Origin of the sequence: Nocardia wallacei (assembly GCF_014466955.1) — a bacterium.
GTDB classification, from domain to species: domain Bacteria; phylum Actinomycetota; class Actinomycetes; order Mycobacteriales; family Mycobacteriaceae; genus Nocardia; species Nocardia wallacei.
The window spans coordinates 7,215,318-7,242,009 of sequence record NZ_AP023396.1 but is presented as its reverse complement, the minus strand read 5'-3'; the positions used below and the strand labels follow the sequence as shown (position 1 = coordinate 7,242,009).

At 69.1% G+C, this 26,692-nt stretch carries 25 protein-coding genes and 1 pseudogene; 20 read left to right on the top strand and 6 right to left on the bottom strand.

The features are described 5' to 3' along the window. Positions 1-48 precede the first annotated feature (48 nt). A complete protein-coding gene (locus NWFMUON74_RS32495) occupies positions 49-1,113 on the top strand; it encodes a UDP-N-acetylmuramate dehydrogenase (RefSeq protein WP_425300416.1) in 1,065 nt (354 codons plus the stop codon). Positions 1,114-1,213: 100 nt separating this feature from the next. Continuing rightward, the gene (locus NWFMUON74_RS32490; protein ID WP_187689558.1) at positions 1,214-2,413 is read left to right on the top strand and encodes a L,D-transpeptidase; all 1,200 of its coding nucleotides are present in this window, start codon (positions 1,214-1,216) and stop codon (positions 2,411-2,413) included. 306 nt (positions 2,414-2,719) lie between these two features. Here the strand turns inward: NWFMUON74_RS32490 and NWFMUON74_RS32485 are convergent, their stop codons facing one another. After that, positions 2,720-3,451, bottom strand: coding sequence for an SDR family NAD(P)-dependent oxidoreductase (locus NWFMUON74_RS32485; RefSeq protein WP_187685514.1), 732 nt, complete (start codon positions 3,449-3,451; stop codon positions 2,720-2,722). 83 nt (positions 3,452-3,534) lie between these two features. On the opposite strand from NWFMUON74_RS32485, the gene NWFMUON74_RS32480 reads away from it, so the two are divergent. From NWFMUON74_RS32480 to NWFMUON74_RS32465, 4 genes are all read left to right on the top strand, one after another. Further along, complete coding sequence (locus tag NWFMUON74_RS32480; RefSeq protein ID WP_187685513.1) at positions 3,535-4,368, top strand: alpha/beta fold hydrolase; 834 nt, start codon at positions 3,535-3,537, stop codon at positions 4,366-4,368. A 336-nt stretch (positions 4,369-4,704) separates the two neighbouring features. Next, positions 4,705-6,057, top strand: a complete 1,353-nt coding sequence (gene mshA / locus NWFMUON74_RS32475) for a D-inositol-3-phosphate glycosyltransferase (protein ID WP_187685512.1) — start codon at positions 4,705-4,707, stop codon at positions 6,055-6,057. A gap of 14 nt (positions 6,058-6,071) precedes the next feature. Then, positions 6,072-6,563 (top strand): type III secretion system chaperone family protein, encoded by a 492-nt coding sequence (locus NWFMUON74_RS32470; RefSeq protein ID WP_187689557.1) that lies wholly within the window; start codon positions 6,072-6,074, stop codon positions 6,561-6,563. A gap of 43 nt (positions 6,564-6,606) precedes the next feature. After that, a complete protein-coding gene (locus NWFMUON74_RS32465) occupies positions 6,607-7,506 on the top strand; it encodes an ROK family protein (protein WP_187685511.1) in 900 nt (299 codons plus the stop codon). Positions 7,507-7,576: 70 nt separating this feature from the next. Here the strand turns inward: NWFMUON74_RS32465 and NWFMUON74_RS32460 are convergent, their stop codons facing one another. Beyond that, positions 7,577-7,789 carry a DUF4287 domain-containing protein gene (locus NWFMUON74_RS32460; RefSeq protein ID WP_187685510.1) on the bottom strand — a complete coding sequence of 71 codons (213 nt, stop codon included), beginning with the start codon at positions 7,787-7,789 and terminating at the stop codon, positions 7,577-7,579. A 119-nt stretch (positions 7,790-7,908) separates the two neighbouring features. Here NWFMUON74_RS32460 and NWFMUON74_RS32455 point away from each other — a divergent pair, with 119 nt between their 5' ends. The 5 genes from NWFMUON74_RS32455 (at position 7,909) to NWFMUON74_RS32435 (ending at position 14,438) form a co-directional block, all read left to right on the top strand. Then, positions 7,909-8,100, top strand: a complete 192-nt coding sequence (locus NWFMUON74_RS32455) for a KOW domain-containing RNA-binding protein (RefSeq protein ID WP_187685509.1) — start codon at positions 7,909-7,911, stop codon at positions 8,098-8,100. A 51-nt stretch (positions 8,101-8,151) separates the two neighbouring features. Continuing rightward, positions 8,152-8,889, top strand: a complete 738-nt coding sequence (locus tag NWFMUON74_RS32450; RefSeq protein ID WP_187685508.1) for a phosphoglyceromutase — start codon at positions 8,152-8,154, stop codon at positions 8,887-8,889. A 348-nt stretch (positions 8,890-9,237) separates the two neighbouring features. Then, positions 9,238-11,289: a CocE/NonD family hydrolase gene (locus NWFMUON74_RS32445; protein ID WP_187685507.1), complete on the top strand. Its 2,052-nt coding sequence runs from the start codon at positions 9,238-9,240 to the stop codon at positions 11,287-11,289. 450 nt (positions 11,290-11,739) lie between these two features. Then, positions 11,740-12,195, top strand: coding sequence for a hypothetical protein (locus tag NWFMUON74_RS32440; protein ID WP_187685506.1), 456 nt, complete (start codon positions 11,740-11,742; stop codon positions 12,193-12,195). Between the two features lie 197 nt (positions 12,196-12,392). Next, positions 12,393-14,438, top strand: coding sequence for a CocE/NonD family hydrolase (locus NWFMUON74_RS32435; protein WP_187685505.1), 2,046 nt, complete (start codon positions 12,393-12,395; stop codon positions 14,436-14,438). 9 nt (positions 14,439-14,447) lie between these two features. On the opposite strand, the gene NWFMUON74_RS32430 is transcribed toward NWFMUON74_RS32435, so the two are convergent. Further along, a complete protein-coding gene (locus NWFMUON74_RS32430; protein WP_187685504.1) occupies positions 14,448-15,263 on the bottom strand; it encodes a class I SAM-dependent methyltransferase in 816 nt (271 codons plus the stop codon). 362 nt (positions 15,264-15,625) lie between these two features. Here NWFMUON74_RS32430 and NWFMUON74_RS32425 point away from each other — a divergent pair, with 362 nt between their 5' ends. Next, the gene (locus tag NWFMUON74_RS32425; protein WP_187685503.1) at positions 15,626-16,882 is read left to right on the top strand and encodes a sensor histidine kinase; all 1,257 of its coding nucleotides are present in this window, start codon (positions 15,626-15,628) and stop codon (positions 16,880-16,882) included. Continuing rightward, positions 16,879-17,568 carry a response regulator transcription factor gene (locus NWFMUON74_RS32420; RefSeq protein WP_187685502.1) on the top strand — a complete coding sequence of 230 codons (690 nt, stop codon included), beginning with the start codon at positions 16,879-16,881 and terminating at the stop codon, positions 17,566-17,568. Before NWFMUON74_RS32425 ends, NWFMUON74_RS32420 begins: the two co-directional genes overlap by 4 nt. A gap of 51 nt (positions 17,569-17,619) precedes the next feature. Here NWFMUON74_RS32420 and NWFMUON74_RS32415 read toward each other — a convergent pair whose 3' ends face one another. From NWFMUON74_RS32415 to NWFMUON74_RS32405, 3 genes are all read right to left on the bottom strand, one after another. Next, a complete protein-coding gene (locus NWFMUON74_RS32415) occupies positions 17,620-17,943 on the bottom strand; it encodes a hypothetical protein (protein WP_232110710.1) in 324 nt (107 codons plus the stop codon). Positions 17,944-17,991: 48 nt separating this feature from the next. Continuing rightward, positions 17,992-18,543: an NADPH-dependent FMN reductase gene (locus tag NWFMUON74_RS32410; RefSeq protein ID WP_187685501.1), complete on the bottom strand. Its 552-nt coding sequence runs from the start codon at positions 18,541-18,543 to the stop codon at positions 17,992-17,994. Between the two features lie 116 nt (positions 18,544-18,659). Beyond that, on the bottom strand, positions 18,660-19,517 hold the full coding sequence (locus NWFMUON74_RS32405; protein ID WP_232110709.1) for a DUF3109 family protein: 858 nt from the start codon (positions 19,515-19,517) through the stop codon (positions 18,660-18,662). 96 nt (positions 19,518-19,613) lie between these two features. Between NWFMUON74_RS32405 and NWFMUON74_RS32400 the strand changes: the two genes are divergently transcribed. The 7 genes and pseudogenes from NWFMUON74_RS32400 to NWFMUON74_RS32370 all read left to right on the top strand — a co-directional run bounded on the left by NWFMUON74_RS32400 (position 19,614) and on the right by NWFMUON74_RS32370 (position 26,607). Then, a complete protein-coding gene (locus tag NWFMUON74_RS32400; protein ID WP_187685500.1) occupies positions 19,614-20,609 on the top strand; it encodes a Ppx/GppA family phosphatase in 996 nt (331 codons plus the stop codon). Between the two features lie 1,970 nt (positions 20,610-22,579). Then, positions 22,580-22,828, top strand: a pseudogene (locus NWFMUON74_RS37000) (hypothetical protein); the annotation flags it as partial. Between the two features lie 13 nt (positions 22,829-22,841). Further along, positions 22,842-23,744 carry a sugar phosphate isomerase/epimerase family protein gene (locus NWFMUON74_RS32390; RefSeq protein WP_232110708.1) on the top strand — a complete coding sequence of 301 codons (903 nt, stop codon included), beginning with the start codon at positions 22,842-22,844 and terminating at the stop codon, positions 23,742-23,744. Between the two features lie 428 nt (positions 23,745-24,172). After that, complete coding sequence (locus tag NWFMUON74_RS32385; protein WP_425343078.1) at positions 24,173-25,072, top strand: thioesterase family protein; 900 nt, start codon at positions 24,173-24,175, stop codon at positions 25,070-25,072. Positions 25,073-25,094: 22 nt separating this feature from the next. Then, entirely contained in the window at positions 25,095-25,913 is an 819-nt protein-coding gene (gene proC, locus NWFMUON74_RS32380) for a pyrroline-5-carboxylate reductase (protein ID WP_187685497.1), read from the top strand. Between the two features lie 137 nt (positions 25,914-26,050). After that, the gene (locus NWFMUON74_RS32375; RefSeq protein ID WP_024801963.1) at positions 26,051-26,275 is read left to right on the top strand and encodes a helix-turn-helix domain-containing protein; all 225 of its coding nucleotides are present in this window, start codon (positions 26,051-26,053) and stop codon (positions 26,273-26,275) included. A 230-nt stretch (positions 26,276-26,505) separates the two neighbouring features. Beyond that, positions 26,506-26,607: a 30S ribosomal protein bS22 gene (locus NWFMUON74_RS32370; protein WP_003402602.1), complete on the top strand. Its 102-nt coding sequence runs from the start codon at positions 26,506-26,508 to the stop codon at positions 26,605-26,607. Positions 26,608-26,692 lie beyond the last annotated feature (85 nt).

The window sequence follows — 26,692 nt, the reverse complement described above, 5'->3', positions numbered from 1 at the left end:
TTCGCTGTGCGTACATCGAGAGTGGTGCCGATCCACAAAGCGCGGGATCTGCTGTCCGCGACCGGTGCGCGGGTGCGCGAATCGGTTTCGCTGGCGGAGCTGACCACCCTGCGTGTCGGCGGCGCGGCGACGGTGGCCGACTGCTCCGATACCGAGGCGCTCGTCGCGACCGTTCGTACCCTCGACGACGCCGGAGTTCCGCTGCTGCTGCTCGCCGGCGGCTCCAATCTGCTGATCTCCGACGAAGGCTTCCCCGGCATCGTCGTGCGGGTCGCGACCGACAGCGTCGAGATCGGCGCGGACCGCGTCCTCGCCGCGGCGGGTGCGAACTGGGATGCCGTGGTGGCGGCGACGGTCGCGGCCGGGTTCGGCGGTCTGGAGTGCCTGTCGGGTATTCCCGGGGCGGCGGGCGCGACGCCGGTGCAGAACGTGGGCGCCTACGGCGTCGAGGTCGAGCAGCTACTGCGCCGGGTGCGGCTGCTGGATCGCGCGACCGGCGCGATCCGCTGGGTCACGCCGGACGAACTGGGCTTCGGCTACCGCACCTCGAATCTCAAGCACAGCGACCGGGCCGTGGTGCTCGAGGTGGAGTACGCGCTCGATCCCACCGGAGCCAGCGCGCCGCTGCGCTATCGGGAGCTGGCGCAGGCCCTGGGTGCCGACGAGGGCGAGACCCGCCCGGCGGCGCAGGTGCGCGCGGCGGTGCTGCGGCTGCGCGGCGGCAAGGGCATGGTGCTCGACGCCGCCGATCACGACACCTGGAGTGCGGGTTCGTTCTTCACCAATCCGGTGGTGCCGCACGATCGGGTGGAACGGGTACGGGCAGCGATCACAAGGCTTCTGGGTGATGTGACAATCCCCACCTATCCGGCCGTCGACGGCGTCAAGTTCTCCGCGGGCTGGCTGATCGAGCGGGCCGGTTTCGCGAAGGGCTTCCCGGGCCCCGGCGCACCGGCGCGGCTGTCCACCAAACACACACTGGCACTGACGAACCGAGGTGCCGCGACGGCCGCCGACCTGATCGCGTTGGCCCGCACGGTCCGCGACGGCGTCGAGGACCGGTTCGGCATCCGGCTCGAGCCAGAACCGGTGACCGTGGGGATCACCCTCTAGGGGTTGCCGGGCGACACGCGCGGCACTGTCCGGTCTTCGCGGTAGATTCGAGGAAGTGAGCAGTCGAGGAGTATCCAGCCGTCGCGCCGTGCTGATCGGAATGGCTCAGCTGGCGGGCGCCGCGCTGGTCGCCGGGTGTTCGAACGGCGGCGGCGACAACGCGGCGCCGAAGGAGAAGGCCCCGGTCGCCAAGGTCACCTTGGAGCCCGGCGCCGACAGCACCGACGTCAATCCGGTGGCGCCGGTCTCGGTCTCGGTGTCGTCGGGCCGCATCGATCGGATCGCGCTGAGCAACGCCGCGGGCAAACAGGTCGCGGGCACCCTGGCCCCCGACGGCAGCAGCTTCAAGGTCACCGAGCCGCTCGGCTACGACGCGACCTACACCTGGTCCGGCACCGCCGTCGGCACCGACGGCAAGCCCGTCCCGATCGAGGGGAAATTCACCACCCTCGCCCCCAACCAGACCGTGCCCGCCACCATCAACATCGGCGACGGCCAGGAGGTCGGCATCGCGGCGCCGATCATCCTCCAGTTCAAGAGCCACGTCTCGAACAAGGCCGCGGTGGAGAAGGCGCTCACCGTCACCACCACCCCGGAGACCGAGGGCGGCTGGGCCTGGCTGCCGGACGACAACGGCGGCTCCCGCGCGCACTGGCGGCCGCGCGAGTACTGGACGCCCGGTACCGACGTGAAGTTCACCGGCAAGCTCTACGGACTCGAATTGGGTGAGGGCGCTTACGGTTACGGCGATCTCAGCTCGGATTTCAAGATCGGCCGCAGTCAGATCGTGAAGGGCTACGCGCCCAGCCACCGCGTGCAGGTGATCCGCGACGGGCAGACGGTCTTCGACTTCCCGTGCAGTTACGGCGAGGGCAACGAGGCGCGCAACGTGACCCGCTCGGGTATCCACGTGGTGACCGAGAAGTACGAGGACTTCATGATGTCGAACCCGCCGTACTACACCAACGTTCGCGAGCGCTGGGCCGTACGCATCTCCAACAACGGCGAATTCATCCACGCCAACCCGGAATCGGCCGGGGCGCAGGGCAATACGAACGTCACCAACGGCTGCATCAACCTGAGCACCGCCGACGCCCAGGCATACTTCCCGACCGCGATGTACGGCGACCCCGTCGAGGTCACCGGCACCTCCATCGCGCTGTCGGCCGCCGACGGCGACCTCTACGACTGGACCATCGACTGGGACACCTGGAAAACCATGTCCGCGTTGCACGGCGAGCCGTCCGCAGTGGTCTCCGCAACCCCGGTCCCACCGGGCCCGGTCCGAAGCGGCAACTAGCACCTCCCTTGCTCCGGCGAGTGCGTCTCCTGCCGAGGGGCTCGCTGCCGCGAGTGTCTCTGCTGCCGAGGGGCTTGCTCCGGCGAGTGTGTCTGCTGCCTGGGGCTCGCTCTGGCGGGTGCGTCTGCTGCCGAGGGACTTGCGCTGGCGGGTGCGTTTGCTGCCCGGGGCCTGCTCCGGCGAGTGTGTCTGCTGCCCGGGGCTCGCTCCGGCGAGAGCATCTCCTGTCCGGGGGCTCGCTCCCGCGGGAGCATCTCCTGTTCGGGGGCTCGCTCCGGCGAGAGCATCTCCTGCCCGGGGCGCTTTTCAGCCCCGGGCGAACCGCCCCGCGTCGGCCTGGTCGCGGGGCTTGACGACGATGGTGTCCAGGTTGACGTGTGGCGGGCGGTTGGCGACGAAGCCGATGATCTCGGCGATGTCCTGGGCGACCAGCGGGTCGATGCCCTCGTAGACCTTGGCGGCCCGCTCGCTGTCGCCGCCGAATCGGACCAGTGAGAACTCGGTTTCGACTGCGCCCGGGGCGATTTCGGTCAACCGCACCGGCTTGCCCAGCAACTCGCCGCGCAGTGTCCGGTGCAGCACGGCCTGCGCGTGCTTGGCGGAGGTGTAGCCGGAACCGTTGTCGTAGGCGGTGAACGCGGCCACCGAGGTGACGGTGACGATCAGCCCGTCGCCGGAGTCGATCAGCTTGGGCAGCAGCGCCTTGGTGATCCGCAGCGTGCCGAGCACGTTGGTCTCCCACATCCAGCGCCAGTCGTCCAGGTCGGCCTCGGCCACGGGTGCCAGGCCCTTGGCGCCACCGGCATTGTTGACCAGCACGTCCACCCGCTCGACCGCGTCGGTGAACGCCCGCACCGACGCCTCGTCGGTGACGTCCAGCGGCAGCGCGGTGCCACCGATCTCCTCGGCCAGCCGCCGCAGCCGCTCCACCCGGCGGGCCCCGACATACACGTGGTAGCCCTGTCCGGCCAGCTCACGCGCGGTGGCCTCCCCGATTCCGGAACTGGCTCCGGTGACGACAGCGGTGCGGGTGCTCATGGTGCAGAGCATATGTGCTGCCGATTCACTCGACGATTCGTGGTGGACGCCGGTCCATATCGCGGCGACGCTAGCCTGGCGGCATGGCGATTCGGGACGTAGTCAGCGCGGACGGCACCAGCATCGTGTATCGGGTGACCGGTCCGGCCGACGGCAGGCCACTGGTGTTGTTGCACGGCTGGGCCGGGAACCTGCGGTGCTGGGGGCGTGCCGCCGAGTTGCTGGCCGAGCGGTTCCGCGTGATCGCCGTCGACCTGCGCGGCCACGGCTACTCCGACGCCCCGGCGGCGGGCTACGACAACCCGAAGAACTGGGCGGCCGATATCGCCGCCGTGCTGGCGGCGGAGTCGGTCGAGTCCGGCGCGGTGCTGCTCGGCTGGTCCTACGGCGGCATCGTGCTCACCGACTACCTGGCCGCCCACGGCACGAGCGCGGTCGCGGGTGCGATCTACAGCGGCTCGCAGGCCGGAATCGGACGAGACGTGCCCGGCGCCGCCCCCGGCCCGGCGATGCAGCAGGCCATCCCCGACGTGTTCGAGGAGAGCCCCGGCAAATCCATGCGCGGTTTCGCGGCATTCGGCAACGCCAACACCGGGCCGAGCCGCGACAAGGGTGAACAGGCCCAACTCCTCTACGGCGGCAGCCTGGCCACCCCGCCCCGCGTCCGCAAGGCGCTGTTCTACCGCACCACCGACAACACCGAAACCCTCCGCACCCTCGACATCCCCGTCCTGGTCCTGCACGGCACCGCCGACCCCGTGGTCCCCATCGACAACGGCCGCTACATCGCCACCACCGCCCCCGACTCCCGCGCTTCGTATTGGGAAGACGCCCAGCACGGCCTGTTCATCGAGGACCCCGACCGCTTCACCGCCGAGGTCACCGAGTTCATCGACGGCCTGAGCCGAGCGTCCTGAACCATTCCCGCTGTCGGTCCATATCCGAAGTACTTCGGGCACAACGTAATTCGTGACATGTCGGGTGGCCCGACCTGCCCTGCCCATCGCGTGCGTCGCCTGTTGTTCCGCTCGGCAGGCCGGGCCGGAACCGGCGGCATCGAACCGCCACGCGTACCAGCACGTGCCGTCGGTGTGAGCGAACGCATACGCGGGCGGGCCGTGTCCGCTTTGCCCGGAAATCGCCGGGCAGTGGCCGGGCAACGCCTCGCCCGGGCGGCGAATTGCCTTGTGACGGCAATCACTTGGTGGCGGAGGTCGCGACGGCGGCCGGTACTCGGCGTGCACACTGGAGTCGTGAGTCAACGCACGGACCTACGGCCGCATCGCATCGCCGTGCTGTCGGTGCACACCTCGCCGCTGGCGCAGCCGGGCACCGGGGACGCGGGCGGCATGAACGTCTACGTGCTGCAAACCGCGATCCAGCTGGCCCGCCGCGGCGTCGAGGTGGAGATCTTCACGCGCGCCACCTCCTCCAACGACGAACCGGTCGTCGAGGCCGCCCCCGGTGTGCTCGTCCGCAATGTGGTGGCGGGCCCCTTCGAAGGCTTGGACAAGCACGACCTGCCCACCCAGCTGTGCCCCTTCGCCGCCGAGGTGCTGCGGCAGGAGGCCCGCCACCTGCCCGGCCACTACGACCTGATCCACTCGCACTACTGGTTGTCGGGCCAGGTCGGCTGGCTGGCCCGGGACCGCTGGCGCGTGCCGCAGGTCCACACCGCGCACACGCTGGCCGCCGTCAAGAACGCCCACCTCGCCGCCGGTGACACCCCCGAACCGGCCGCGCGCGAGATCGGCGAGAAGCAGATCGTCGCCGAGGCCGACCGACTGGTCGCCAACACCGGCGAGGAGGCCCGCCAGCTGGTCGAGCTGTACGGCGCCGAGCCGGAGCGGATCGATGTGGTGCTGCCGGGCGCCGACCTGACCCGCTATCACCCCGGCGACCGAGCAGCCGCACGCGCCGAACTCGGCCTGGATCCCCGCGAGCAGATCGTGGCCTTCGTCGGCCGCATCCAGCCGTTGAAGGCCCCCGACGTCCTCGTGCACGCCGCCGCGCAGGTCCTGCGCAGCCAGCCGGGCCGCGCCCTGCGGGTCCTGATCGTCGGCGGCCCGTCCGGCACCGGCCTGGACCGCCCCGACGCGCTGATCGAACTGGCCGCCGCGCTCGGCATCGCCGATCGCGTCACCTTCCTGCCCCCGCAGCCGCCGGACCGCCTGGTGCAGGTGTACCGCGCCGCGGATCTGGTGGCCGTGCCCAGCTACAACGAGTCGTTCGGCCTGGTCGCCATCGAGGCCCAGGCCAGTGGCACCCCGGTGGTGGCCGCGCACGTGGGCGGCCTGGGTACCGCGGTGCGCGACGGTGTTTCGGGCCTGCTCGTCCCGAGCCACCGCACCGACGACTGGGCGGCCGCGTTGCGCTCGCTGCTCGACGACCCCGCCGGCCTGCGCCGGATGGGCGCCGCCGCAGTCGGGCACTCCGCCAATTTCTCCTGGGAGCACACGGCCGAGGGCCTGCTCGACAGCTACACGCAAACCCTCACCGGATATCGGGGAATGCGTTCGCGATTGGCGGGTACGTTGCAGGCAGAGAGCAGTCAGGCCAGGTCGCGGGCGCTGTGGCGGCGCCGGATGGGAGTGGTTCGCCGGTGACCGAGCACGACTCGATTCGAGACACCGCCCAGCTCATCGACGACACCCTGCGCGAACGCGAGGTCGACTACACCCGCGAGGGCGAGGACGTGTTCATCGTCGTGCTGCCCGGCGAGCGCAAGCTGAAGACCACCGTGATGCTGACCGTCGGCAAGCACGGCGTGCGGGTGGAGTGCTTCGTCTGCCGCAAGCCGGACGAGAACTTCGAGGGCGTCTACAAATTCCTGCTGCGCCGCAACCGCCGCCTCTACGGCGTCGCCTACACCCTCGACCGCGTCGGTGACATCTACCTGGTCGGGCGCTTCGCCACCCACACCGTCACGGCCGACGAACTGGACCGCATCTTCGGCCAGATCCTCGAGGCGGTCGACGCCGACTTCAACGTCCTGCTGGAGCTCGGTTTCGCGGAATCCATTCGGCGCGAATGGAAGTGGCGAGTCTCGCGCGGCGAATCGCTCAAGAACCTCCGCGCCTTCGAACACCTCGTGGATACCGAAGACTCCTGATCCCGGTTCGCCGCCCGGGTGGTGCGGCAGGAGGTGGCTCGGCGTGACAGTGCTGGCTCTGGACATCGGGGCGACGAAATTCGCGGCCGGGGTGGTGCACGCCGGGCGGCAGGTGAGCGACGTGCGCCGCATCGAGGTGCCGCCGGAATCCGTGTGGGAGGCGTGCCGAGAGCTGTTGCGGCAGGTCGGCGGGGGTACGCGGGTGACCGCGATCGGCATCGGCTCGGCGGGCCCGGTGAACGTTCGAGCGGGAATCGTCGCGCCGCTGAACATTCCGGAATGGCGAACTGGCTTCCCGCTGGTCGCCGAGGTGCGGGAGTTGTTCCCCGCGGCCGTCATCCGGCTCGCCATCGACGGTGCCTGCCTGGCCTTGGCCGAACACCACCTCGGCGGTCTGCGCGGTGTGCGCAACGGCTTGGCGATGACGGTGTCCTCCGGAATCGGCGGCGGGATCGTGATGGACGGCCGAGTCGCGGTAGGGCGCACCGGCAATGCCGGGCACGTCGGTCACATCGTGGTACCGGGGTCGACCGCGCCGTGCGGGTGCGGTGGGGTCGGATGCGTGGAGGCGGTGGCGAGCGGCATGTCGTCGGCGCGGTGGGCTCGCGAGCAGGGCTGGAACGGCGCCACCGGAGCCGAACTGGCACGCGACGCTCACGCCGGGCACCCGATCGCGCTGGCCGCCCTCGAACGCGCGGGAACGGCTCTGGGACAAGCGATCTCATCGGCCGCCGCCCTGCTCGACATCGACCGCGCCGTCATCGGCGGCGGTTTCGCCGCGGCGGGCGAGCCCCTCTGGGAACCGATGCGCGCCGCGATCACCACCCACGCCCGCCTGGATTTCACCCGCGACCTACGAGTCGTGCCCTCGCGCATCACGAACGGAGCCACCCTGGCCGGAGCGGGCGTATTGGCCGCGGGCCACGCCGACGAATACGACTGAGCATTGCGCCCTGGCGCCGAGGCCGTTCCACACCCCGCGCGATCCCCTCCGTTGCGCGGACTGCGCGGGCTCAGGCCGAACGAACATGCGCCACCAGCGCGTTCGCATGTCCGTGCCCGAGCCCGTACGCGCTCTTCAGCCAGGCCACCAACTCCATGTGCCCGGTCAGCTCCGACCCGAGAATCAGCTCCAGCCACTCCTCGACGGGACGCCCGTACTTCTTCTCGATGGACGGGAAGTACGAGGCCGGACCCTTGACGGCGGACTGCGGTGTTGCGCTCATGCCAGATAGGACGATCGCGCCGCGAAAAACTCATCTGTGGTCCCGCGCACACCTGCCGGTTCCGTGCCGCCACCGCGCGCCTACCCGATTTCGCCTGGTAGAAGCGCTATCGTCGACGAGTGGCAGCCGAATTCACGCCTGGCGATGTGGTTTTCGTGCCCAGCGGCCCGTTCCAGGGCATCTGCGGTGTGGTCCGGGAAGTCGACCACGGACGCGAGGAGTTGCACCTCGACATTCCCGTGCGCGGCGGCCGGCACAATGCCCTGGTCCGTTTCGACGAGGTCGAATTGGATCTAGCACCGGACCCGTGACCAGGCCCGCACCCCGCCGGACGCCCCGCGGCGCGGGTTAGCATAGCCCGCATGACGTACACCCTCGTGCTGCTGCGCCACGGCGAAAGCGAATGGAACGCCCTGAACCTGTTCACCGGCTGGGTGGACGTTCGCCTCACCGACAAGGGCATGGCCGAGGGCAAGCGCGCCGGCGAACTGCTGGCCGAGCACGGGATCCTGCCCGACATCGTCTTCACCTCCCTGCTCCGCCGCGCGATCAGCACCGCCAACCTCGCCCTCGACGCCGCCGACCGCCACTGGATCCCGGTGGTCCGCGACTGGCGCCTCAACGAGCGCCACTACGGCGCGCTGCAGGGCAAGAACAAGGCGCAGATCCGCGACCAGTACGGCGACGAACAGTTCATGCTGTGGCGTCGCAGCTACGACACCCCGCCGCCGCCGATCGAGCCGGGCAGCGAGTACAGCCAGGACGGCGACCCCCGCTACGCCGGAACCGCCGTCCCGGAGACGGAGTGCCTGCAGGACGTCGTCGCCCGCATGGTCCCGTACTGGGAGTCCACCATCTCCAAGGAACTGGTCGCGGGCAGGACCGTTCTCGTTGCCGCACACGGCAATTCACTGCGCGCCCTGGTCAAGCACCTGGACGGCATCTCCGACGACGATATCGCGGGCCTGAACATCCCCACCGGCATCCCGCTGCGCTACGAACTCGACGAGAACCTCCGCCCGGTCGGGCCCAGCGAATACCTCGACCCGGAGGCGGCCGCCGCGGGGGCCGCCGCGGTTGCCAACCAGGGCGGGAAGTAACCGGCGATTCCACCCGCGTGTCTGCCGGGAACAGTGGTTCGCGGACCGGGTTCCGGACGGCTCGGTCTGTGAACTCCGTCTCCGCGTCGGCAGTGTAGGTATCACGCGGCATCGACCGATCGCCGTCCGGCGCAGTGCCCGGCGGTAGTCGGATCGGGGCCGGTCGTGCCGGGTGCGGGTGTCGATCGGTAGGCGGCGGATGTGGCTGTCCGCGCTGGTCGTCGCCTCGCCCGCGCGGGTGGGTCCGCGAGAGGTCGCGTCGCGACATACGAACTCGATGGTTTGTAACTTACTCTTCGGTAGATACACTTCTGGTCGTTCGACCATTCGAGAGGTGGATCACATCCGATGAAGTACGCGCTGCGTGCCACGGTAGCGGCGGTCGCCGCGACAGTGGTGTTCCCATTCTTCACCGCCACGGCCTCCGCCGGACCCACCGCGACCGGTCCGGACGGCGGTGCGGCGGGCGCCGCCTGGACGGCCACGCAGGATGGCCCGCAGCAGTACCCGAACATCCACATCGACTGGGACGTCCCCATCACGATGAGCGACGGCACGGTTCTGAAGGGCAATGTGTACCGGCCCGCCGACGCCGCCGGACGCCCCGCCGACGTGCAGACGCCCACCATCGTCAACCTCACTCCGTACACCAAGCTGGTCTCCAACCTCGCCGACCACGCGCAGTCGATTCCGGGCCTGTCCGACGCGGTTCTGAACCTGTTCCGCCAGATCGACATGTCGGGCACCCCGCTGTCCGGAATCACCGATCTGACAAAGGCTTTCGGCGGCGGCGAACTGCGCAACTTCACCGTCGACCGGCAGCTGATCCGCAGCGGCTACAGCCAGGTCGTGGTCGACGTCCGCGGCACCGGCTTCTCCCAGGGTGAATGGGACATGCTGCGCCAGCGCGAACAGCAGGACACCGTCGAGGTGATCGACTGGGCCGCAAGGCAACCCTGGTCCACCGGCAAGGTGGGCATGAACGGCATCTCCTACTCCGGCATCAACCAGGTGCAGGCCGCCGAGAAGCACCCGGCGGCGCTGAAGGCGATCTTCCCAGTCGTCCCCGGCAGCGACCTGGTCGACGACGTGCTGGCGCCCGGCGGCGGCTTCGGTTTCAACTTCATTCCGTTGTGGCTCACCGCGATCAACACCCTGAAGTGGGTGCCGGACGTGCAGTCGATCGTCAACGGCAAGTTCGACACCACGTGGCTCAACGATCGCGTCGCCGACCCGTACACCTACATGGACGTCCTGCTCTCCGCCTACACCAGCACCCGGATGGAAGATCTGGACCCGCGGGTGAAACAGATGCTCTCCGACTACACCTCCGAACGCCAAGCGTGGTTGGGTGATCCGAGCGCGATCGACATCCCGACCTTCGTCACCGGCGGCTGGCACGACCTGTTCACCTACTCCGAATCCAAGATCTACAACCAGATCGCGCTGCCGCCCGGCCAGAAGCAGCTGTTCATGGGCAACACCTACCACCTCAACTCCGGCAACGAGTCCGGTAGGCCGGGCCTGCCGCCGCGCCTGGACGTGCTGCAGCGAGCGTGGTTCGACAAGTGGCTCAAGGGCATCGACAACGGCATCGACACCTATGGCCCGGTCACGCTGCGTCAGCAGGGTGGTGGCTGGATCACCCAGAACGGTTTCGGCCCGTCCGCACCGGCGGAAGAGGCGTCGGAGTATCGCCGGATGTACTTGTCCGCCAACCGGAGTGGTACGGCGAACAGCGTCTACGACGGCTCGCTGACCGGATTCGCCAACGGCGATACCGCGCGGTTGACGGTGTCGCCCGGCATGACCACGCTCTGCTCGAACGACGCCGCGCAGGCGACCGCCGGTGTCCTCTCGATCATCGACGGCTGCGCCAAGGATTCGCGAGTCGCCGAACTCAACGCCCTGACCTTCACCAGCGACCCGGTGGCGGAGGCGACCACCATCTCCGGCCCGATCGCGGTGCGGCTCAACACCGTTCAGGACGCGGCCGACGGCTACTGGGTGGCGACCGTCAACGATGTGGCGCCCGACGGGCAATCGACGGTGCTGTCGTCCGGCCAGCTGATGGCCTCGCTGCGGCAGGTCGACGAAGCCCGCAGCACGCGCTCCGCCAACGGCGACTACACCGACCCGCGGGCATACACCTCGCTGGACAAGCGCGAGCCCACGGTGCCGGGTGAGATGACGACGCTCGACCTCGCGCTCACCGCCACCGACGCGGTGCTGCAACCCGGTCACCGCCTGCGCGTGGACGTCTTCGCGGGCAACTTCCCCAAGGGCCTGCCCATCCTGCCCATGCTGATCGACACCGGCCTGAAGCCGCAGCACATCCAACTCGACCCGAATTCCCCCAGCTTCGTGAACATTCCGGTCCGCGGTAACCCCGGCTGGTAAATCTGCCCGGCCATCCCCGGTTGTCCCGGGTGCGCACAACGGCGTGCGCCCCGGGGCTTTTCACGTGTCCAGCCACTGTTCTATCTCGTCGAGAGTTCGTGCGCTGTGGATGCGCTCGCCGTCGTCGGCATCGCGCAGCGTCCACAGGTACGGCGGGAGTGGTTCGCGGACAAGGCGATAGCCGCCTTTTCGGGCCCGAAGAGAGAGGTGGGGGATGCGTGATCCGGTCGGCAGTCGTCTCGAGCGGGGAAGTTCGCTCGGGGGCATGCGGGCGATGACAACCCGGCGATGGGTAGGCCGTCCTTGCAAGAAATCGAGGAAACGTTGAAGAACGGTAAGACATCCCCCGGCGCGGGTAATTCTGTGAGATACGACTACAAAGGCGTAAGAGTGATTGTCAACCGTGACCTGCCGTGGCGATCGACAACCTACTACCCGAGTCGGTGATACGTGACTGAGGAATCGGCCGATGAAATCAGGGCGGAGTTCGATGACGGCGAAGTGGCGGAGCTGGAGTCCTGTCGGCATCAAGTGAACGAATGGCGGTCCTTCGGTGTTCTGGACCTGCTCGTCAGCTGGGCACTGCATGTTGAGAAGATCGATTCCGATCGGTTCAAATCCCCTGCTGACCGCGGGGTTTGGGGCGGATACGATCTGGTTGCCGCGTTTTCGGTGCGCGACTTCTTGGCCGGATGTATCGAACAGCTGGGAAATCCGTTGAAGGACAAGGTGATCGGTCTGGCGGAACGATACGATACGCGGCTGCGCTCCATCACCATCGACGATGAGAAGCAGGTCCTTCGGCGATATGTGGAGGTGGATTTGACCGCTGCTCCGTGGTGGTGGCGCCGCATCCCCGATTCGGGGCCTCTGCTGGAGGAACTACGCGGTTCCGAGGGCCGCTGAGACCGGCTCGGGCGTGGGTGCCCCCGGATCGGAATGACAGGTCCTGGCCGGTGGTGTGGAGTTGGGGTGTGGCAGTCGGTCGGGGTGGGCTGGGGTGGTTTGTGCAATCGACCGAAAGTGGGTGAATTCGGCTCTCGTGGGGGTGGAACCGTCCTACCTTGAGGGCGAACTGTTTCCGACGGAGTGGGCGGTGGTCGATGAGGTGTCTGGTGCGGGCTGGGCTGGTGGTGGTTGCGGCTGTGGCGCTGGTGCCGTTCGTGGCGCTGCCGGCGGGGGCGGCGCCGGAGGCGAGTGGGCCGGATGGTGGGGCCGCGGGGGTGGCGTGGGCGGCGACCGAGGATGGGCCGCAGCGGTATCCGAATGTCTTCATCGAGTGGGATGTGCCGATCACCATGAGTGACGGCACGGTGTTGAAGAGCAATGTGTACCACCCGGCGGATGCGTCGGGGCGGCCGATCGCGGAGCCCACGCCGACCGTTCTCAATCTCACGCCCTATACCAAATTGGGGTCGATGGTCATCGATTCCGCCAGGTCGATTCCCGGGTTCTCGGATGAACTGATGCGCCTGACGCACGAGTTCGACCTGTCCGGAACGCCTTTCGCCGGAATCACCGACCTGACCAAATCGCTGGGCGGTGGCCTGGTCCGCAACTTCTCGGTGGACCGGCAACTGGTCAAGAGCGGCTATACCCAGGTGATCGTCGACGTGCGGGGAACCGGTTTCTCGCAAGGGGATTGGGATCTGCTGCGGGCGCGGGAACAGCAGGACACCGTCGAGGTGGTCGACTGGGCCTCCCGGCAGCCGTGGTCGACCGGCGACATCGGCATGAGCGGAGTCTCCTACTCCGGGATCAATCAGCTGCAGGTGGCGGCGAAGAACCCGCCCGCGTTGAAGGCGCTGTTCCCGGTTGTGCCCAGCGGCAACCCGTTTCGCGATGTGGTCGCGCCCGGCGGCGCGATCGGCACGACGTTCATGCCCGCCTGGCTGCTCGGCGTCAATATGGCCAAGCTGATGCCCGACCTGCTCTCCCTGGCGCAGGGCCGATTCGACGGCAAGTGGCTGGCCGACCGCCTCGCCGACCCGTTCACCTTCGTGGACGCGCTGATCGACGCCTTCGTCACGCCGAACATCGACCAGCTGAGCCCCAAGGTCCAGGAGCTACTACAGGCCGACAGCCCGACCCGACAGGCCTGGGAGACCGACCCCGGCGCAATCACCACCCCCGTCTTCATTTCCGGCGGGTGGCACGACCTGTTCGTCACCTCGCAAGCCGACTTCTACGACCGAATCCCGTTGCCGCCCGGCCGGAAACAACTGCTGATGGGCGACACCTACCACATCACCAACGGAGCCGAATCCGGTAAGCCGGGCCTGCCGCCCCGCATGGACGTCCTGCAGCGGGCGTGGTTCGACAAGTGGCTCAAGGGAATCGACAACGGCATCGACGGGTACGGCCCGGTCACCGTGCGCGAGCAGGGCGGCGCCTGGAAGACGCTCGCGGCATTGCACAAGCCCGAATCGGAGGCGGACCATCGGCGGATGTATCTCGCCGCCGCGCCCAGCGGAACCGCCGCGGGCAGCGTGCACGACGGGTCGCTGTTCACCGGACCGAGCCCGAATGCCGACACCCTCACCGTCGCACCGGGTTTGACCGGCCTGTGTTCCCGCGATGCCGCGCAGCAGACGATCGGTGTCACGGCCATCGTCATCGCCTGCGGTAAGGACAACCGCGTCCACGAGCTGAACGGCCTGACCTTCACCAGCGCGCCGGTCGCCGAGCCGACCACCGTGTCGGGCCCGATTTCGGTGCACCTCAACACGATTCAGGACGCGACCGACGGATTCTGGGTGGTGGAGGTGAACGACGTCGCCCCCGACGGCATGTCGACCGTCCTGTCGACCGGGCAGCTGATGGCGTCGCTGCGCGCCATCGACGAATCACGCAGCAGGCGAGACGCCGACGGCGATTACACCCAGCCGGTACCCGACCTGTCCCTCGACACCCGCCAGCCCACCGTCCCCGGTCAGCCCACCGCACTCGATATCCCGGTCCCGGCGATCGATGCCGTCCTGCAACCGGGCCACCGGCTGCGCGTCAACGTCTACGCGGGCAACTTCCCGAAGGGCCTGCCGCCGACCCCCTTGCTCCTCGAATCCGGCCTGCGCCCACAGCATCTCGTGCTGGACCCCGCCGACCCGAGCTACGTGAACCTTCCGGTCGACGGCAACCCCGGCTGGTGAGCGCGCGGGTCAACGCAGCGAGAACAGGTTGACCTTGTACGAGTTGACCACCGGAGGCAGCAGCCGCGCCAGCAGCGGCATGCCGAACCGGTAGCGCCAGGGCCACGTGCGGGCCAACTCGGGCTGCGGGGTCGCGAAGGTGCGGCTCTCCAGTAGCCGCAAACCCCAACTCGCCAATGCGGCCGGATCCTCACAGGTCCACCGCATCCGCGCCGAGACGACCCGGAACACGGGATTGCGTTCCTGGTTGTCCATCATCGCGCGCCCGCCGGTATCGATCGCGAGCAAGCTGCCGGAGAACCGTTCGGCGAGCTGCCGGACGACCGCACGTACCTGCTCCTCGTCGAAATACAGCAGCACCGCCTCGCTGACGAACAACCACGGCCCGCCGGTCGCCGCGACCCGATCGAACCAGTCGGTGTCGAGGATCGACCCGGCGATCATGGTGACCCGGTCGGTGTCGTCGAAGAAGGCCCGCCGTAGCGCCATGGTGTCCGGCAGGTCCAGGTCGAACCAGCGGGCCCGGCCGTTGTCCAGCCGGTTCGATCGGGTGTTCAATCCGGCGCCCAGCTCGACCACCGTGCCGTCCGGGTGCTCGGCGAGGAATCGCCGGACCCACGCGTCGAAGATCGATGTGCGCAGCACCGATCCGGAGAGCGCGGGGCCACGGAATTCGGCGAAGTCGTACTCGATGCGGTCGCAGAGTTCGACCGCCTTGTGATCACCCAGTACGGGCCGTCGTGCGCGGGCATCGAGCGCGCGCCCGTACAGCGGGATGAGCAATGTTTCCTGCACGGCACCCAGTCGAACGGCTTCCTTACCCATCCGAACCTCCCAGTGAAGTTAGGTAACGCTAACCTTGTTGTCCCGCTCGGTCAACGGACCGATGATGCCGGTTCCGCTGAGCCGAACATCACAACCGATCCGTGGGTGGGCGCGCCGCGCCGCGACGGGCACAATGGTGGACAGTTCACGTCGGTGTCGCGCGATCTCCAGATACGCGGTGCCCCAACGCAATGTGCACCCGCCATCGTTGCGGATGCCGCAGAGTTGCGGAGGCGAGTCGGCGACGCGCCGGTGGAACTCCGCGTAAACACCGGGCTAACACCGGCGGAATCGCCTGTGACCTGCGCGAAACTTCGCCGACCCGGGCTTTGTCGGCGTGTCCGCGACCGTACGATTCAAGTGTGAGCGTTCCCCAGGCCGTGCTGCTGGCAGTTCTGGCGGCCGTAGTCGGCCTGGCTGTCGGTGGGCTGCTCATTCCCTATGTGAACGCCCGCCAGGCGCAGCGCCGCGAGGCCGAGTCGGGCCTGACCATGTCGCAGGTGCTCGACCTGATCGTGCTCGCCTCCGAGAGCGGCATCGCGGTCGTCGACGAATACCGTGACGTGGTGCTGGTGAATCCGCGCGCGGAGGAGCTGGGCCTGGTCCGCAACCGCCTGCTCGACGAGCGTGCCTGGGCCGCCGTGGAGAAAGTGCTTGCCAGTGCGGAGAGTGTGGATTTCGATCTCACCCTGAAGAATCCGACGCCCGGTCGCGCCAGCATCGCGGTGCGCGGGGTGGCGCGGCCGCTGTCGCGGGACAACTCCAACTTCGTCGTGCTGTTCGCCGACGACGATTCCGAGCAGGCCCGGATGGAGGCGACCCGCCGGGACTTCGTCGCCAATGTCAGTCACGAACTCAAGACTCCGGTCGGCGCGATGAGCCTGCTGGCGGAGGCGTTGCTGGAATCGGCCGACGATCCGGATTCGGTGCGGCACTTCGGCGAGCGGCTGCACGCCGAATCCGGCCGCATGGGCAAGATGGTGACCGAGCTGATCGCGCTCTCGCGGCTGCAGGGCGCGGAGAAGCTGCCGCAGCTCGAGGCCGTCGATGTGGACACCGTCGTCAACGCCGCCATCGAGCGCTCCCGCACCGCCGCCGAGGCCGCCGGTATCACCGTCAGCACCGACGCCAACAGCGGGCTCGAGGTGCTCGGCGACGAGACGCTGCTGGTCACCGCGCTGTCGAACCTGGTCGAGAACGCCATCAACTACTCCCCGAAGGGCTCGCACGTGTCGGTGAGCCGCTCGCTGCGCGGCGGTTACGTGAACATCGCCGTCACCGATCGCGGCATCGGCATCGCCAAGGAGGACCAGGAGCGGGTGTTCGAGCGCTTCTTCCGCGCCGACAAGGCCCGCTCGCGCGCCACCGGCGGGACCGGGCTCGGGCTGGCTATCGTCAAACACGTGGCCGCCAATCACAACGGCGAGATCACGTTGTGGAGCAAGCTGGGCACCGGCTCGACATTCACGCTGCGCATTCCCGCCACCGGCGCCGACGACGGGAGCGAGGGCGGCACCGGCGAGCGAAGGACTCCCACCGGAATCACGGTGGGTAAGAAGGAAATCGGTCCGCGCCCCAACGGGCGGGCCAGACCAAACGGTGTGGAGGCAACCCGATGACGAGTGTGCTGATCGTCGAGGACGAGGAGTCGCTGGCCGATCCGCTCGCGTTCCTGCTGCGCAAGGAGGGGTTCGAGGTCACCCTGGTCGGCGACGGTCCGTCCGCCCTGGCCGAGTTCGACCGCTCCGGCGCGGACATCGTGCTGCTCGATCTCATGCTGCCCGGCATGAGTGGCACCGACGTCTGCAAGCAGCTGCGCACCCGCAGCAGCGTGCCCGTGATCATGGTGACGGCGCGCGACAGCGAGATCGACAAGGTGGTCGGGCTGGAACTGGGCGCCGACGACTATGTGACCAAGCCCTATTCCTCGCGCGAGCTGATCGCCCGCATCCGCGCGGTGCTGCGCCGCGGCGCGGGCGAGGAGATGGACGGCGGCAGCGAGACCGGCGTCCTGGAGGCGGGGCCGGTGCGGATGGACGTCGACCGCCACACCGTGCAGGTCAACGGCAAGCCGGTGACGTTGCCGCTCAAGGAGTTCGACCTGCTGGAGTACCTGCTCCGCAACTCCGGCCGGGTGCTGACCCGCGGCCAGCTCATCGACCGGGTCTGGGGCGCGGACTACGTCGGCGACACCAAGACCCTCGACGTGCACGTCAAACGCCTGCGCTCGAAGATCGAGGCGGACCCGGCCAAACCCGAACACCTCGTCACCGTGCGCGGCCTGGGCTACAAACTCGAGGCCTGAGAGCGGTTCGGCCGGGGTAGGGAGACCCCGGCCGCAGCCGCGCCGCGGGAACTAGACGATGTGCACCCAGGCGGTGCCGATCTGGGGGAGGTCCATCCTCGACAGGGGCTGCCAGCCGAAGTCGTCGTGCTGGAGGCAGTCGTAGAGCGGGATGTCGGCGCCGTTGCCGCGGCAGGCGATGGTGCGCGAGGTGCCGTACGGGGTGACGACGACCTGCTTGCCGTTCTGCTGGGCGGTCAGGGCGGCCGGGTCGGTGAAGGTCACGAACTTGTCGGTCTGCACGTTGTAGTCGTACGGGTCGAAGGGGGCGTCCTCGCCGTGCGCGACCGGGGCCAGCGCGAGCGCGGCGCCGACGGTCAGGAATGCGGTTGCCATGATTTTCCTCATCATGGAATTGATGCCTACCAGGATCGGGTGAATCAGTCATGTCGAACCGGTGTCCAGTACCTGCCCGAGGTGGGTTTCGAGGGCTGCCGCGACCTCGCCGAGCGTTGCCCGCACCCTTGTGTCGGCGACCGTGCCGTCCGGCTCGACCATCGCGCCGAGCACCGTCACCCGCCGACAGGCAGGCTCGATGATCTGCGCGCCCACGTAGCCGAGGACGGTGCGCAGTGAGGCGACCGCGCCGTCGCCGCGGCCCTCGGCGGCGACGTTGATCCAGGCCACCGGCTTCTCGTGGAGGTCGGCGGTGCCGACGGTCCATTCCAGGAGGTTCTTCAGGCTGCCGGGTAGCAAGCCCGCGTACTCCGGTGTGCAGAACAGCACGGCGTCCGCCGCCGCGAGGCGCTCGCGCAACTCGGCGACCGCGGCGGGGGAGGGGCCGTCGCCGGGTACGAAGGCCGGGAGGTCGGCGAGTCCGGTATACAACTCTGTCGAGATATCCTGTGGCGCAACGACTTCGAAGGTCCGCAGCGCGGCGGTGTTGGTGGAACCGGGCCGGGTGCTGCCGGAGACCAGCAGGATTCGTGCGCTCACGACCACGGTCAAGAGCCGCGCGGCGCCGTCTTATTCCGCTTTGTTCCGCGACGAGGGGATCCGGTGCCGCACCCGCGCCGCCGTTCGATATTCCCGCCCACGTCCGGTCTGCGTCCCTACGGCGCGACGCTGCGCTCCGCCTCGACGGTCGCCGGGTGCACCGCCACGATCCCCAGCCCCTCGCGGCGCTTGCAGTGCCGGGCCAGTTCGTCGTAGGCGGGCTGCCCGATGAGTTCGATCAGCTCCGGGGCGTAGGACTGCCACACCGGGCGGGCGCCGACGTGGGCGTCGGGGGAACCCGAGCAGTACCAGTGCAGGTCGAGGCCGCCGGGGCCCCAGCCGCGGCGGTCGTACTCGGTGAGTGTGGTGCGCAGGATCTGCACGCCGTCGGGGCGGTCCACCCAGTCCTGGGTGCGGCGGATCGGCAGCTGCCAGCACACCTCGGGCTTCACCGTGAGCGGCTCCAAACCCTTGCGCAGCGCCATGCTGTGCAGTGCGCACCCGATGCCGCCCGCGAAACCGGGGCGATTGAGGAAGATGCACGCGCCGTCGTGGCGGCGGGTGCGCAGGGCGGGCTCGTCGTCGAGGTCGTCCTCTTCCAGATACAGCTTCTTGCGGACCTTGCCGTTCGTGTCGAGCGCCTGGTCCATCAGCTGCCAGTCCTCGGGTGTGAGCATCTTCACAGCCCGGTGCAGCTTCTTGCGATCGTCGTCGTCGCAGAGGAAAGCGCCGTGCGAGCAGCAGCCGTCGTCGGGGCGGCCCTCGATGATGCCCTGGCACGCGGGGGTGCCGAAGACGCACGTCCATCTCGACAGCAACCAGGTCAGGTCGGCCGCAATCGTGTGCTCATCGTTTGCTGGATCGACGAATTCGATCCATTCCCGCGGGAAGTCGAGATCGACCTCGGGGCTGGGTTCGATCTTCGCCGCTGGTCGCAACCCGGTCGGGGCGCTCGCGGAAGCTCCTGCCGTCACATCGCCAGACGCTAACAGCTTCGGCCCGAACCGTGCATTTCCGGGCTTTACGGGACGTTGCCCCTGCGCGGCACCACAACCCAGTACCGTGTTCTTGTGCGGCTCGGTGTCCTCGATGTGGGAAGCAATACCGTCCACCTACTCGTGGTGGACGCGCATCGTGGTGGCCACCCGATGCCGATGAGCTCCCGGAAGGCGACGCTGCGGCTGTCGGAGAACATCGACGACGAGGGCCGCATCATCCCCGAGGGCGCCGCCCGGCTCACCAAGACGGTCGCCGAATTCGCCAGTATCGCAAAGTCTTCCGGCTGTGTGCAGTTGATGTCGTTCGCCACCTCGGCGGTGCGCGAGGCCACCAACTCCGACGAGGTGCTGGCCCGGGTCCGGCACGAGACCGGCGTGGACCTGCGGGTGCTGGCCGGGGTCGACGAGGCCCGGCTGACGTTCCTGGCGGTCCGGCGCTGGTACGGCTGGAGCGCGGGGCGCATCCTCAATCTCGACATCGGCGGCGGCTCGCTCGAGCTGAGCAGCGGCTGCGACGAGGCGCCCGACGTGGCGCTGTCATTGCCGCTGGGCGCGGGACGGCTGACCCGCGACTGGCTGCGCGAAGACCCGCCGGGCAAGCACCGGGTGGCGGTCCTGCGCGACTGGCTCGACGCCGAGATGGTCATCCCGGCCAAACAGCTGCTGGACTCCGGCCGCCCGGATCTGGCCGTCGGCACCTCCAAGACGTTCCGCACGCTGGCCCGGCTCACCGGCGCCGCCCCATCCGGCGCGGGCCCCCGGGAACGGCGTATCCTCTCCAGTTCCGGTCTGCGCCAGCTGATCGCGTTCATTTCCCGGATGACCGCGGCGGACCGGGCAGAATTGGAGGGCGTGAGTTCCGATCGGTCACAGCAACTGGTGGCTGGAGCATTGGTCGCGGAGGCGAGTATGCGAGCGTTATCGCTGGATACTCTCGAGATTTGCCCTTGGGCGCTGCGGGAGGGACTGATCCTGCGCAAACTGGATACCGACCTGGACAGCGAACCCGGTGCCGGCAACGGCCGTCCGAGCGGAATACCGGGACCGACCGAAACGGTGTCGAGATGAGTGACGAATCCACCCAGCTGTCGGTCGCCGAGCTGCTGGCCCGCAACGGCCAGGGCGTTCCCGCGTCGGGCGGCGGCCGGCGTCGCCGCAGTGGCCGCGGCATCTCGGTCACCGACCTGACCGGCGACATGCCCGCCGTCCGCGAGGGCACGTCCGCGCACGCCGCCCCCGAGCCGGAGACCCCCGAGCCGGCGCCCGGCTACTCCGCCGCCTTACCCGACACCGGGCCGTCCGATTCGCCGCTGTCCGGGCCGATTTCGTACTACGACCCGCTCGGCTCGGAGTCGAACGGTTACGGCGCCGGGAGCGGCTACGACCTGAACGGTCTCGGCACGAGCGGTTCCGGGAGCAGCGGGTACGAGCCGAACGGTTCCGGGAGCAATGGGTACGGGGCAACCGGTTCCGGGAGCAACGGTTATGGGGCCACTGGTTCCGGGAGCAACGGTTACGCGCCGCCCGGGTACGGTGCGAACGGTTCCGGAGGCAACGACTACGGGTACGGTGCGAACGGTTCCGGAGGCGGTTACGCGCCCGGGGGCTTCGGCGCCAACGGCAGCGGATACGAGCACGGCGCGAACGGCAACGGCTACCAGCCGAACGGCAGCAACGGATACGACCCGAGCGCGAACGGCGCCAACGGATACGGCACCGGCAACAACGCTTACGGCCTGAACGGTTCGGGACCCACTGGGACCGGCTACGACCTGAACGGTTCGGGTGGCGCGGGGAGCAACGGTTACGGCCTGAACGGTTCCGGAGCCGACGGCGCGGGGAGCAACGGTTACGGTCCGAGCGGTTCCGGTCCCACTGGCGCGGGTGGCAGCGGCTACGGTGTGAATGGCCTCGGCGCCAACGGTTTCGGCGAACCGAACGGCTACGGCGGCGCCGGGAGCAGTGGCTATGACCGCAACGGTTTCGGTGCGAACGGCGCCGGGCCGAGCGCGGTCACCCCGCCCGGATTCGAGCCCGCGGCATACGAGCCGCCCGCTTTCGAAGCGCACTCCTACCGGTCGCCCGCCATGTCGGACGCCGCGCTGCGCGACCCGACCGGCTTCGGCTGGCCCGGCTCCGGTTCGGACGCTTCGACTGCCACACCCGAAGCCGACCCGTTCCCGCCCAGCACCCGGGGCGGACGGCGCGCGCGCCGCGAGCGGATGGAGGCGCTCGAGGCGCTCTCGGAACAGCAGGCCGCGCCGGAACTGCCCGACCACGGCCTGCCCGCGGCGGAAGGCGGCCGCCGCCGCCGTCGCGAACCGGATATCGAGGCGACCGAGGTCCGCCCGTTCGGCGGCGGCCCGTTCCGGCCCGTCGAAAACGCCGCTCCCACGGCATGGGCCCCGCAGCGAACCCCCGAACCGGAGCCGTTCGCACCGCCGTTCCGCGCTCCCGACCCGGCCGACCGCGCCGAAGCGCCGCCACGCCCGCAGCTGCCGCGGCGCAACCGGGACGGCAACGCCCCCGCCGCCCTGCCCGCGTGGTCCGCGCGAAGACGAACACCGGCCGACGCGCCCCCGGACCAACCCGCCCGCAACGGCGCACCCCCGCCCCCGGATGGCGACCCGACGGCGGTCTGGTCCGCGGCCGACCCCGATCAACAGCTGGTCTCGGGATCCACCGTCGCCGGAGATCTGCTGCGCGATCGCGCCGAGCGCGGCGAACGCCCGGCTCGCGGCAACCGGCGTGCCGGGCGAGCGGGCGCCGCCGGTCTGCTCGAGGTACCCGACGATCGCACCGACGTCTACATGCCGGTCGAACCCGACGAGTTCGACCCGGACGACGAGTTCGATTCGGATTACGACCCCGACATCGACGAAGACGAAGATCTCGACAAGCCCGCCCGTCCGTGGGCCGAACGCGCCAACCGCCTCGCCGCACGCTCGCGCGCGCTGGTCGCCGCCCGCACCACCGGCACCCGATCGGGCGGCGCCCGGGCCGCGCGCAAGAGCCCGGACGAGGTGGCGCGGCAACAGTGGATGGTGCTGGGCGGTCAGGTCGCCGGGGCCGCGGTCGCGGGCATGCTGCTGTTCAAGGGCTTCGAGAAGATGTGGGACGTACTGCCCTTCGTCGCCCTGACGCTCGCCATGGTCGTGATCCTCGGCCTGGTCGCCCTGGTCCGCGTGCTGCGCCGCACCGACGACATCATGAGCACCGTCATCGCCGTGATCGTGGGCATCTTCGTGACGCTCGGCCCGCTAGCCTTTCTACTCAGCACCAACTGAGCAGGGAGCGGTAGTGGGGAACCAGCAGGCGGGCAACGACATCCGGGTGGGATTGTCCACGGCTTCGGTCTATCCGGAGAACACCGAGGCGGCATTTCGCTACGCGGCCGAACTCGGTTACGACGGCGTGGAATTGATGGTCTGGGCCGAACCGGCCAGCCAGAGCATCACCACCGTGGAGGACTACGCGCGCCGGTATTCGATGCCGGTGCTGGCGGTGCACGCGCCGTGTCTGCTCATCTCACAGCGGGTCTGGGGCGCCGATCCGATCGCGAAACTGGAACGCAGTGTGCGCACGGCGGAGGTACTCGGGGCGAGCACGGTCGTGGTCCATCCGCCGTTCCGCTGGCAGCGGCGCTACGCCGACGGGTTCGCCGCGCAGGTCCGCCGGCTCGAGGAGCACAGTGCGGTGGCGGTGGCCGTGGAGAACATGTTCCCGATGCGGGCCGACACCCTGTTCGGACGGCGGACGGGGTCGGCGCGGCGGCTGGAACGCCGTGGCGGCCCGGGCCTTTCGCTGACCGCGTTCAGCCCCTCCTACGACCCGACCGACACCGGCTTCGACAACTACACCCTCGACCTTTCCCACACCGCGACCGCCGGCGTGGACCCGCTCGCGCTCGCCGCCCGGATGGGCGACAACCTCGCCCACCTGCACCTCGCCGACGGCACCGGCGCCGCCCACGACGAGCACCTGGTTCCCGGCGAGGGCAACCAGCCCTGCGCGGAAGTATGTGAAGCGTTGGTGCACAACGGTTTCCACGGCCACGCGGTGATCGAGGTCAACACCCAGAACGCCCGCACCAAGGCCGCCCGCGCCGCCGCCCTCCACCGCGCCCTCACCTTCGCCCGCGCCCACCTCAACGACCTCCAGACCGCCCCCACCCCGGAGCCCACGGGCGCCCGGCGCGTCTGAGGGCAATCGTCCGGGCATCGCTGGGCGAAGCGCACGCGTGTTTGGCGGTGGTCGTCTGGGCATTGCTCGGCGAGGTGCGCGCGTGTCTGGTGGTGGTCGTCCGCGCGTTGCTGGGCGAGCGCACGCGCGTGTCTGGCGGTGGTCGTCTGGGCATTGCTCGGCGAGGTGCGCGGGTGTCTGGCGGTGGTCGTCCGCGCGTTGCTGGGTGACGTGCGCGCGTGTCTGGCGGTAGTCGTCCACGTATTGCTCGGTGAGGTGCACGCGTCTGATGGTGGTCGTCTTGGCATTGCTGGGCGAAGGGCGACCAGGGGCACCGGTAGAGGTGGGGGTGTGCCGCGCTTGTCACAGTGGAGGGGAATCGCGGTGGGGGCGCGGGCCTTATACGCTGTACGAGCAGAGTGGGTGGGATGTGCTCGGCGGAAGGAGTGGTGGTGACTGAGCTGACCATCGATGCGGCACGGCCGGGGGCGGGGCTCGGTGATGCCCCGTTCAGCCGGGTGTGCGCGGTGACCGAACTGCCGTCGGAGCTGGCCGATGTCGGCCGCTACGGCGGTGCGATCCACCCGACCTGGACCATCGGCAAGAAGCTGCACGGCGGCACCATGGTCGCGGGGAGTGCCGCGGCGGCGACCCGCCGGTTGCGGACCGTCGCGCCCGCCCTGGCCGAGATGTTCCCGATCGCCGGTTCGAGCGATTTCCTCGGGGCCCCGGATCCCGGCGAGGTCGAGTATCACGTCCGCGTCCGCAAGACCGGTAAACGAATCAGCTTGGTGGACACCGATCTCGTGCAGGACGGCCGCACTCTGGTGCGCACGGCCTTCACCTTCGCGCACCTCGACGACGCCGCCCCGGCCTACACCCGCGACATCGACCTCGACATGCCCGCGGAGCCCCCGGCCGACGCCGTCGGCTACGAGCCCGGCTCGCCGATGGGCCGCATCGTCAATGTCGCGCAGGCCGCGTCGGTCGCCATCGATCCCGAATGGGCCGTCTTCCTGAAGGGTGAGCGGGGCGAGCCCCGCCTGCGGCTGTGGATCCGCCCCCGCCCGGGTGACGAGCAGGACCCGGACGTGGCCGCCTACTTCGCCATGATGGCCGGAGATATGAGCCCGCCGGTGCCCGCGAACCTGGGCCGCTTCGGCTGGGCGCCGACGGTGCAGCTGACCACGTACCTGCGTCGTCGCCCCGCGCCGGGGTGGCTGCGGGTCATCGCCACCGCGCAGGAGATCGGTGCGGGCATGTTCGACGAGGATCAGCTGGTGCTCGACGCCACCGGCGCGGTGGTCGCCCAGACCCGGCAGCTCGCCCTGATCCCACAGCCGCGCTAGCGCGCAACTAGCCTTGACCGTCATGACGAGAATTGCGGTGATCGGTGGCGGGCGGATCGGTGAGGCGTTGATCGCCGGTCTGCTCGAGTCGGGGCGGGCGAGCAAGGATCTGGTCGTCGTCGAAACGGCCCCGGCGCGGGCGGAATTTCTCGTCGAACGGTTCGGCATCCGGGTCACCGGGAGCATCCCCGACGCCGCGACGGCCGCGGACCTGCTGGTGATCGCGGTGAAACCGCACGACGTCGACGCGGTGCTGACGGAGCTGGGCAAGGCCGAACTCGACAACGACCGCGATCAGGTCCTGGTGTCGCTGGCCGCCGGAGTGCCGACCGTCCGGCTCGAGTCCAAGATGCCCGCCGGGTTCCCGGTCGTGCGGGTCATGTCCAACACGCCGATGCTGGTCGGCCAGGGGATGAGCGTGCTCGCCCCGGGCCGCTACGCCAAGGCCGAGCAGTTGCAGCAGGTCAGCGAGGTGCTGGAGGCGGTCGGCAAGGTGGTGACCGTGCCGGAGTCGCAGATGGACGCGGTCACCGCGGTGTCCGGCTCGGGCCCGGCGTACTTCTTCCTCGTCGTCGAGGCCATGGTGGAGGCGGGCGTCGGCCTCGGCCTGAGCCGTGACGTGGCGACCCAGCTCGTCGGCCAGACCATGCTGGGCTCCGCCGCGCTGCTGGACGAGTCCGGACAGGACGCCGCGGAGTTGCGCGCGGCGGTCACCTCCCCGGCCGGAACCACCGCGGCCGCGATCCGCGAACTCGAGCGCGGCGGCGTGCGCTCGGCGTTCTGGGAGGCGCTGCATGCCGCCAAGCGACGCTCCGTCGAACAGGGAACGACCGCGGAGTAGCGCGCAATCGACACCGTTTATCTCCCACCCGTCGCAGTAATCCCACTGGTCCCGCTAAGCTTCAAGGAGCACGTGCGTGTCTGTTCCGCCGGTGGGGAAGCCGGCGGCGCGGACGTGCCGGAGGTGTCAGTGGCGCAATGATGTCTGGAAACAGCTCTGCGAGTACCGGTCCCGCTATCGGTGGAGGGACTCAGTTCCTCACCGTCGCCGAAGTGGCGAATCTGATGCGGGTCTCCAAGATGACGGTGTACCGGTTGGTGCATTCCGGTGAGCTGCCCGCGGTGCGGGTGGGTCGATCGTTCCGGGTGCACGCCAAAGCCGTGCACGATTATCTGCAGACGTCCTACTTCGACGCGGGGTAGGTCGGCCGCTCGGGCCCCGACCGTTCCGGCGGCAGCCGGATCGGTGGGCTCGGCGACCCTGCAGGCGGGCCGGCCGCGCGGCGATCCCCGTTTCGTTCGCCGAGGGTTGGCCCGGTAACATGGACCATCGTCGTGTTCGCTGGCCGCAGTGCTGGTCCCGGCCGGGCGGACACGGGCGTACGTGAACCGGCGTGCGCGCCGAGGAGAGAAAGAACGCGAGGAACAGCCCTATGGGTTCTGTGATCAAGAAGCGCCGCAAGCGCATGTCGAAGAAGAAGCACCGCAAGCTGCTCCGCCGCACACGAGTGCAGCGTCGCAAACTCGGCAAGTAACGCTGCGGTAGCCGAAAGCCCGTCACCGTCCGGTGGCGGGCTCTTCGTATTTTGAAAATCCCGGATTTAAAACCTTATGGTTTCC